This window comes from Polaromonas sp. (assembly GCF_039932935.1).
Taxonomy (GTDB): Bacteria; Pseudomonadota; Gammaproteobacteria; order Burkholderiales; family Burkholderiaceae_C; genus Polaromonas.
Window position 1 is genome coordinate 1 of record NZ_JBDTPB010000135.1, and the last position, 8,267, is coordinate 8,267.

Here is an 8,267-nt window from a genome sequence, read left to right on the forward strand (position 1 = left end):
GCTCGGTCCGCGTCGGCGGCGACAAGTTCGACGAAGCCATCATCAACTACATCCGCCGCAACTACGGCATGCTGATCGGCGAGCCCACCGCCGAAGCCATCAAGAAAAGCATCGGCTCGGCCTTCCCCGGCTCCGAAGTCAAGGAAATGGAAGTCAAGGGCCGCAACCTTTCCGAAGGTGTGCCGCGCAGCTTCACGATTTCCAGCAACGAAATCCTCGAAGCCCTGACCGACCCGCTCAACAACATCGTCAGCGCCGTGAAGAACGCGCTGGAGCAGACGCCGCCCGAGCTGGGCGCCGACATCGCCGAGCGCGGCATGATGCTCACCGGCGGTGGTGCATTGCTGCGTGACCTGGACCGCCTGCTAGCCGAAGAAACCGGCCTGCCGGTGCTCGTGGCCGAAGATCCGTTGACCTGCGTGGTCCGCGGTTGCGGCATTGCGCTGGAGCGCATGGATCGTCTGGGTTCCATCTTCACTTCGGAATAATCGCCGCATGCCGTACTTCATGCCACGCATCGCAGGCATGAAGCGGGGCCAGCCTGACAGCGAACCATGCCTTTAGGAACACTCGACAGGTCCCCACCGCCCTTCTTCAAGCAGGGGCCGTCGGCGCTGTCCAAGCTGATGTTTTTCAGCGCGTTGTCGCTGTTCCTGATGGTGGCCGACACCCGCTTTCGCATCACGCAGCCGGTGCGCGCCGCGCTGGCCACCGCGCTGTATCCGGTGCAGTGGCTGGCCTTGCAGCCGGTGCGCGGCGCCAAGAACGGCGTGGAATATTTCACCACGCTGAATCAGGCCAAAACCAACAGTGACGAAGCCGGCCGCAAGCTCGCGCTGCAGTCGCTGCGCGCCGGCCAGGTCGAGCAGCTCACACAGGAAAACAACCGCCTGCGCAAGCTCTTGGGCTTGCGTGAGCAGCTCGGCACGCCGGTGATGGCGGCCGAAGTGCTGTACGACGCCGCCGACCCCTACACCCGCAAGGTGATCATCGACAAGGGCATGGCGCAAGGCGTGGACCTCGGCTCGCCGGTGCTCGACGAGTCCGGTGTGCTCGGTCAGGTCACGCGTGTGCATCCACTGGTCAGCGAGGTGACTTTGCTGGTTGACCGCGACCTGGCCATTCCTGTGCTTAATGTACGCACCGGTGCCCGCAGCGTGGCCTACGGCGATCCGACCGTTTCGGGCAGCGGGCTGGAGCTGCGTTTCATGGGCAGCAACTCGGACGTGCAGCAGGGTGACCTGCTGACCACCAGCGGTGTGGACGGCGTGTACCCGGCCGGCCTGCCGGTCGCCAAAATCAGCCGCATCGAGCGGCGCGCCGAATCGGCGTTTGCCAAAATTTTCTGCACACCGCAAGCACTGGTGACGGGCGCGCGCCATGTCATCGTCGTCAAGCCCGGCACCGGCCAGATACCACCGCGGCCAGACGACACGCCCGAACCAGCGCACAAAAAGAAGGGCACCAAATGATCATGCAAGGAACGACGACATGATCATGCCGTCAGGCCAGCAGCTGCTGCTGCCCGCCAACCCCGTCTTCATCTGGTGCAGCCTTATTGCGGCGCTGCTGCTGGACATGTTGCCGCTGGGCCGCGTACCCTGGATGCCCGATTTCCTCGCGCTGGTGCTGGTGTTCTGGAACGTGCACCAGCCGCTGCGCGTCGGCATCGGCGTGGCCTTCATGTTCGGCCTGGGCATGGACGTGCACCAGTCCTCGCTGCTGGGTCAGCATGCGCTGTCGTACACGGCGCTGAGTTTTTCCGCCACGATGATCCATCGCCGCCTGCTCTGGTTCACGGTGCCGTCGCAGGCCGTGCAGGTGTTGCCGCTGTTCGCGGTGGCGCATGGTGTGGAGCTAGTCATTCGCATGATCGGCGGCGGAATTTTTCCGGGCTGGATCATGCTGCTCGCGCCGGTGATCGAAGCCGTTTTGTGGCCGGTTGTCAGTGTGCTGCTGCTGGTGCCGCAGCGGCGTGCGCCGGACCCTGATCAGAATCGACCACTGTAGATATGGCCCCCACGCTTTTCACTCCGCCTTCGGCTGCGTGTAATGCGCTGCCCCCCGAGGGGGCCGCTGCGCCTGCGGCCTGGCAAAGCCAGTTCCGCGGCCCCTGCTTGCATGACGGGGAGCGCCGCATGGGTTTCTTCGTTCCTAATCCAGTCGGGGCCGCGGGTCCGGCTTCGCCGGCCCGCAGGCGCAGCGGCCCCCTCGGGGGGCAGGGAGCACACGCAGTGAGCGACCGTGGGGGCACATTTCATGACTGAGCTTAGGAACGTCGAAGCCGACCTTTCGCGTTTTCGTGCGCGGGTACTGGTAGCCAGTTTTGTGGTGTTGTGTGCGTTTGGCTTGCTGGCGACGCGGCTGGTGTACCTGCAGGTGTACCGGCATGCCGACCTTAACGAACAGGCCGAAAGCAACCGCACGGCCATCGTGCCCATCGTGCCGAATCGTGGCTTGATTCTTGACCGCAACGGCGTGGTGCTGGCGACCAACTACTCGGCCTACACGCTGGAGATCACGCCTTCGAAAGTCGACAACCTTGAAGAGACCATTGCCGCGCTGGAAAAAGTGGTGGATATCCAGGTGCGTGACAAGCGGCGCTTCAAGCGGCTGCGTGAAGAGTCGAAAAGTTTTGAATCCCTGCCCATACGCACCCGCTTGACAGACGAGGAAGTTGCCCGGTTTGCCGCGCAGCGTTTCCGTTTTCCCGGCGTGGACATCAAGGCCCGGCTGTTTCGCAGTTACCCCTATGGCGAGCTGGGCAGCCATGTGGTGGGCTATATCGGCCGCATCAACCAGGCAGAAAAAGAAGCCATTGAGGACAGCGAGGACGAAGGCAACTACCGCGGCACCGACTACATCGGCAAGCTGGGTGTCGAGCAGAGTTTTGAGCAGCAGCTGCACGGCACCACCGGTGTCGAGCAGGTCGAGACTTCGGCCGGTGGCCGCGCCATGCGCAAACTGGCCAGCAATCCGGCCACACCCGGCAACACGGTCATGCTGTCGCTGGACATCCGCCTGCAAAAGCTGGTGGAAGACATGTTCGGCGACCGGCGTGGTGCCCTGGTGGCGATGGACCCGAAGACCGGCGACGTGCTGGCTTTTGTCAGCAAGCCGACCTTCGACCCCAACCTGTTTGTTGACGGCATCGACACGGAAAGCTGGCAGTACCTGCGGGATTCGCTGGACAAGCCGCTGCTGAACCGCGCCTTGCGTGGCACCTACCCGCCGGGCTCCACCTACAAGCCCTTCATGGCGATGGCCGCGCTGGAAACCGGAAAGCGCTCGCCCAGTTTCATCGTCAACGACAACGCGTCCTGGAGCTTCGGTGGCCACGTCTTTCGCAGCCACGGCGACATTGCGCTGGGCGCGGTGGACATGTACCGCTCCATCGTGAAGTCCAGCAATGTCTATTACTACTCGCTGGCCAACGAGCTCGGTGTCGACGCGATGCATGACTTCATGAAGCCGCTGGGCTTCGGACAGATCACCGGCATCGACATCAGCGGCGAAGTGACCGGCGTGCTGCCCAGCCAGGCCTGGAAGCGCAAGGCCTACAAACGGCCGGAACACCAGAAGTGGTACCCCGGTGAAACCATTTCGCTGGGGATCGGGCAGGGCTACAACACCTTCACCATGCTGCAGCTGGCGCAGGCCACCGCCGTGCTCGCCAACAACGGCGTCAAGCACAGGCCACGGCTGGTGATCGGTACGCAGGACCCGGTGACACGCGTGATGCACCCCTTGCCCGCCGATGCGCCGGAAGACCTGGGCTACAAGCCTGAAAACATCGCGATCGTGCGCAAGGCCCTGGTCGGTGTGACGCAGGAGGGCACCTCGGCGCGGGTGTTTGCCGGTGCCGGGTATCTCAGCGGCGGAAAAACCGGCACGGCGCAGGCCGTCACCATTGGCCAGAAAGACAAATACAACAGCGCCAAGATGGAGGAATACCAGCGCGACCACGCGGTCTACATGGCGTTCGCGCCGGCCGAAGACCCCAAGATCGCGCTGGCCGTGATTGTGGAAAACGCCGGCTGGGGCGCCGGGGTGGCAGCGCCGATTGCGCGGCGGGTGTTTGACTATGTGCTGCTGGGACAGTACCCGAGCGAGGAAGACATGGTTGCTGTGCAGAAGGGGCTGGCGGCCGCCCCCATCGGCAAGCCGCGCCAGGCCGCCGACGTGGCCGGCCTGCTGTCAGCCAGCGCTGCAGGCGCTGCGCCCGGGCCGACGAATGCCGCGGCAGCTGCCGCCGCCAAGGCCAAGGCGGCGGCGATTGCGGAAGCCCTCAGCAAGCTTGCGCCGCCCATGGCTGCGGCCGGCATCAACCCCGATTAACCTGGGCGTGCTATCGATTTGATAGCTGGTGGCGCAGGATGTGAAAGGGCGGGGCGCCCATTTGACCCTCCAAATGCGGCGACCGGATTTTCAACGAAATCGGGCTCCAGCCCTTAATGAGCGGGCGCAAGCAGCTATCAAATTAATAGCATTTGTGCTTTCGTCCCTGTTGCGCTTGCCGCTGCGATGGCTGTGCGGCGTCAAAAATGTTGTGCCGTCTTATTGCGCAACGTGGCTTCAGGCCGGTCAGGCCGTATTCCGTTCAATGATGGAAAAACCGATGTCGACAATGGGCTGCGCAATGCTGCGGCCGTCGGCGCGGTCAACAATGTACGGCGCGGCCGTTTGCACGATGCGCGTGCCGTCAATGCGCACCGTGGTCAGGGCCGGCTGCAGGCTGGTTTGAATGGGATATAGAAAGTAAGCTTTCCTGAAGGCGCGCAGGCCTGGCCGGTTTCAGGTCTCGAGCGCAGCCGCCATGCGGTGCGGCATGAGGCGTTCGCGTGGCGCTTCGCCGCCCCACAGGCCCAGCATCAGGTCCACGATGACAGGTCCGAAATCCTGATGCGGAATTTCAACCGAGGTGAGCCACGGGGCGAGCCAGGCATTGATCGGGTTACCGTCGATGCCGACCAGCTCGCAATCGCCGGGCACCCGGATCCCACTCTCGCGGGCCACGCGGTACAGCCCATAGGCGACCTGGTCGCTGATGCACATCGCGCCACGCGGCCAGGCACCGGGCGCCGCGAACTGGGCTGCGGCGGCGTAGCCGATTTCCAGGTGCGAGATGCCCGGGGCCTCCACCCGACGGATCCGGTCAGCTGACAAGCCTCTGGCGCCAGCCCGCTCGCAGAAGCCCTGCACGCGTTCCCTGGTCGTGGACGATCCGCGCGACGGAAATACCACGGCCGGCGCGTCGATGCCGCGGTCGAGCAGGTAGTCTGCGGCGGCGGCGCCGGCCGCCAGGTTGTCCGGCCCCACGAAGGCGCAGGTGCCGAACGGGCTGCGCCGGCTTACGAAGACCATAGGCGCACCGCGCTCCACGAAGTCGCGCAGGCCGGCACTGGGCTGAGCCGCGACCATCACGTAGCCCTGCACGACTTGCGAACGCATGGCGTTGAGATAGTCGTCCTGCAGCTCCGGCCGGTCGTGCGTGTCGCACAGGATCATCGTGTAGCCGGCCTCGCGCAGCGCGGCCTCGGTGGAGGCGGCCAGCGTGGCCATCACGGGGTTGTCGAGGTTGGCGGCCAGCATCGCGACCAGGCGGCTCTCACGGCTGCGTAGCGCGCGCCCCAGCTGGTTCGGGTGGTAGCCCACGGTCTTGATCGCCTCGCGCACGCGCGCCAGCGTTTCCGGCGAAGCCCGCCGGGTCTCGCCGTTCACGATGCGCGAGACGGTGGAGATTGAGACGCCGGCCTGCACGGCGACTTCGCTCAGCGAAACCGGGCCGACGCCCTTGCGTCTGCGCGGGGTGTCGTCGGTCATCGGTACGGGCGGCAGGTCTGCCGGGTCTGGACGCCGCAGCGAATGTTGGGTTGGTGTGAAGGCCGGACATGCGGATGGCGAGGCGGGAGTCCGGCGAGTGGAAAGCGAAGCATCGATGGGTCGTATTTTTGGAAAACAAGGGGCGACGGCGGGTGGCCGACCGGCGGCGCGATCGGTGCCTACCAAGACAACATATAACCCAGAAAACTGCAGTTGACAAGTGTGGCAAACGATTGCCAAGTGTTGGCAAACGTTTGCCATAATAATCCAAGGCCCGTAACGATCGCAGCCCAACGGCACAAACGACATGGTTTTCACCTCCAGCAGCACACACAGCGACGGCAAGCCCCTGCCGATGCTCCTGCTCGATCCGTGTCTGCGCACCGAGGAAATGCTGCTCGGCGGTGGACGGATGCCGCGCTGCGTTCCGTCGCGCGCCCCGGACACCTTCATCGACGCTGCCCTGCGCGACTGGAGCGAGACGCCCACGGGTTTCGCCCTTGCGCCGGCGGTCGAGGCGCATTCCTGAAGCCGACGACCGATCGGCCTCACCTTCCTTTTTTTCCAGAAAGAGACAACCATGAACTTCCAACTTCGTTCCCTCGCCAGCCACGCCATGCGCGCCGGCCTTCTGGGCGCCGCGGTCGCCACGCTGGGCACCAGCGCCTTCGCCGACATCCGCGTCATGTGCTACCAGGACGGCAATGAGTGCGATGTCACGGCCGACCTCATCAAGCGTTATGAAGCCCAGAACGCCGGCGCCAAAGTGATCCTCGACGTGGTGCCCTACAAAACGGTGGTCGAGCAACTGCCGGTGCAGCTCGCGGCCGGCCAGGGGCCCGACATCGCGCGTGTCGCCGAGATCGGCGGCCTGTCGAAGAACTACATCGACATCAGCGCCCATGTGAAAGACCGCAAGTACTGGGAAGACAACTTCGGCAGCACCTTGCCCTGGATGCGCAACAAGGCGGGCGACAAGGGCATCTACGGTTTCCTGTCGCAGATGACCATGACCGGCCCCTTCGTCAACAAGACCCTGTTCGAACAGGCCAAGGTGCCCATGCCCGGCCCCAAGGCCACCTGGGAGGAGTGGGCCGATGCAGCACGCAAGGTGGCCAAGGCCACGCAGACCCCGGCCGCCATGGCCTGGGACCGTTCGGGCCACCGTTTCGCGGGCCCCGCCGTCAGCTACGGCGCCAAGATCTTCGATGCCAAGGGAAACCTCCTGGTAGACGAGGGCTACAAGACCACCGTGGGCAAGTTCGTTGGCTGGCACAAGGACGGCACCATGCTCAAGGACGTCTGGGGCGGCTCGGGCGGCTCCAGCTATGCGGATGCCGTGGGCGAGTTCAAGAACGGCCGTGTCGTGATGATCCTGTCGGGTTCATGGCAGATCAACCGCATGCAAAAGGAAATCGGCAACGCTTTCGACTGGGTCGCCGTGCCCAACCCCTGCGGTCCTGCCGCCTGCTCGGGCATGCCCGGCGGCGCGGCGTGGGTGGCGCTTAAAACGACCAAGTCGCCCAAGGAAGTGGGCCGCTTCCTGGACTTCATGGCGCAGGAAGCCAACGTCGCCGAATTCGCTTCGCGCACCAACAACATCCCGGCCCATGCCGGCGTGGCCAAGAAAGGCGTGAGCTACCCGAGCGCCGGTCCCGCGGCGCGGGCCGCGCTGGGTGTGTTCACCAGCGGCACCGCGACGATCGCGCCCCCGGCCTACGCGCTGCAAGGCTACAAGTACAACCGCGCCTTGATGCTGCCGACCGTGACCCGCGTCACCCAGGCCATCGTGGGGGAAATCAGCGTGGACGAGGCGGTCACCAAGATCGGCACCGACATGGCCGAAGCGGTCAAGCAGGCCGAAAAGTAGGCACACCCCCGTGGCGCGCACTGCGTGCGCCCCTCCCCCCTTGCAGGGGGCGATGCCTGCGGCCTGGCGGAGCCAGTTCCGCGGCATCCCTCGCATAAGGCGGGGACACCGCAGCGCTGCGGACGGTGCGCCATGAATGGACGTAGATCGGAGTCGGTATGTCAGTCTTCTCGGCTTTTCTGGGCTTTTTGTTCAACCTGTTTGAGCCGGTGTTCCGGCTAGGCCAGAAATGGCTGGGGGCTTCGCGCATAGGCTGGCTTTTTGTCGGGCCCAACCTGGTGGTGATCAGCATCTTCACCTTTTTGCCCATCGTGGTGAACCTGGTGTACGCGGTCACGGGCGGGGTGAACCTGCTGCCGACGCAACGGCCTTTTACGGGGCTGGAAAATTTCGCGATCCTGCTTGAATGCCGCGACTATGCGGACCTGCAGACTTGCCGCACCGACATTTTCTGGCGCTCCATCGCCAACACGGTGAAGTTCAGCCTGATCCAGGTGGCGTTGATGGTGTTCTTCTCGCTGGTCACGGCCCTGGTGCTGAACCGCAAGATCATTGGCCGCGGTTTCTGGCGCGG

At 64.5% G+C, this 8,267-nt stretch carries 7 protein-coding genes and 2 pseudogenes; 7 read left to right on the forward strand and 2 right to left on the reverse strand.

Annotated elements, in window-relative coordinates:
- From ABI546_RS20120 to mrdA, 4 genes are all read left to right on the forward strand, one after another.
- Positions 1–488 (forward strand): rod shape-determining protein (locus tag ABI546_RS20120; RefSeq protein ID WP_348049546.1); only part of this gene is annotated, 488 nt, incomplete at its 5' end.
- A gap of 66 nt (positions 489–554) precedes the next feature.
- Entirely contained in the window at positions 555–1,472 is a 918-nt protein-coding gene (gene mreC / locus ABI546_RS20125; protein ID WP_348049548.1) for a rod shape-determining protein MreC, read from the forward strand.
- Positions 1,473–1,491: 19 nt separating this feature from the next.
- The gene (mreD, locus tag ABI546_RS20130; RefSeq protein ID WP_348049550.1) at positions 1,492–2,010 is read left to right on the forward strand and encodes a rod shape-determining protein MreD; all 519 of its coding nucleotides are present in this window, start codon (positions 1,492–1,494) and stop codon (positions 2,008–2,010) included.
- Between the two features lie 249 nt (positions 2,011–2,259).
- A complete protein-coding gene (gene mrdA / locus ABI546_RS20135) occupies positions 2,260–4,338 on the forward strand; it encodes a penicillin-binding protein 2 (RefSeq protein WP_348049552.1) in 2,079 nt (692 codons plus the stop codon).
- Between the two features lie 246 nt (positions 4,339–4,584).
- Here the strand turns inward: mrdA and ABI546_RS20140 are convergent.
- Both ABI546_RS20140 and ABI546_RS20145 read right to left on the reverse strand, forming a co-directional pair.
- Positions 4,585–4,737 (reverse strand): annotated as a pseudogene (locus ABI546_RS20140) (GntR family transcriptional regulator); the annotation flags it as partial.
- A 57-nt stretch (positions 4,738–4,794) separates the two neighbouring features.
- A complete protein-coding gene (locus ABI546_RS20145; protein WP_348049554.1) occupies positions 4,795–5,823 on the reverse strand; it encodes a LacI family DNA-binding transcriptional regulator in 1,029 nt (342 codons plus the stop codon).
- A 307-nt stretch (positions 5,824–6,130) separates the two neighbouring features.
- Between ABI546_RS20145 and ABI546_RS20150 the strand changes: the two genes are divergently transcribed.
- The 3 genes and pseudogenes from ABI546_RS20150 to ABI546_RS20160 form a co-directional block, all read left to right on the forward strand.
- A complete protein-coding gene (locus tag ABI546_RS20150) occupies positions 6,131–6,352 on the forward strand; it encodes a hypothetical protein (protein WP_348049556.1) in 222 nt (73 codons plus the stop codon).
- A 51-nt stretch (positions 6,353–6,403) separates the two neighbouring features.
- The gene (locus ABI546_RS20155) at positions 6,404–7,693 is read left to right on the forward strand and encodes an ABC transporter substrate-binding protein (protein WP_348049558.1); all 1,290 of its coding nucleotides are present in this window, start codon (positions 6,404–6,406) and stop codon (positions 7,691–7,693) included.
- A 158-nt stretch (positions 7,694–7,851) separates the two neighbouring features.
- Positions 7,852–8,267, forward strand: a pseudogene (locus ABI546_RS20160) (sugar ABC transporter permease); the annotation flags it as partial.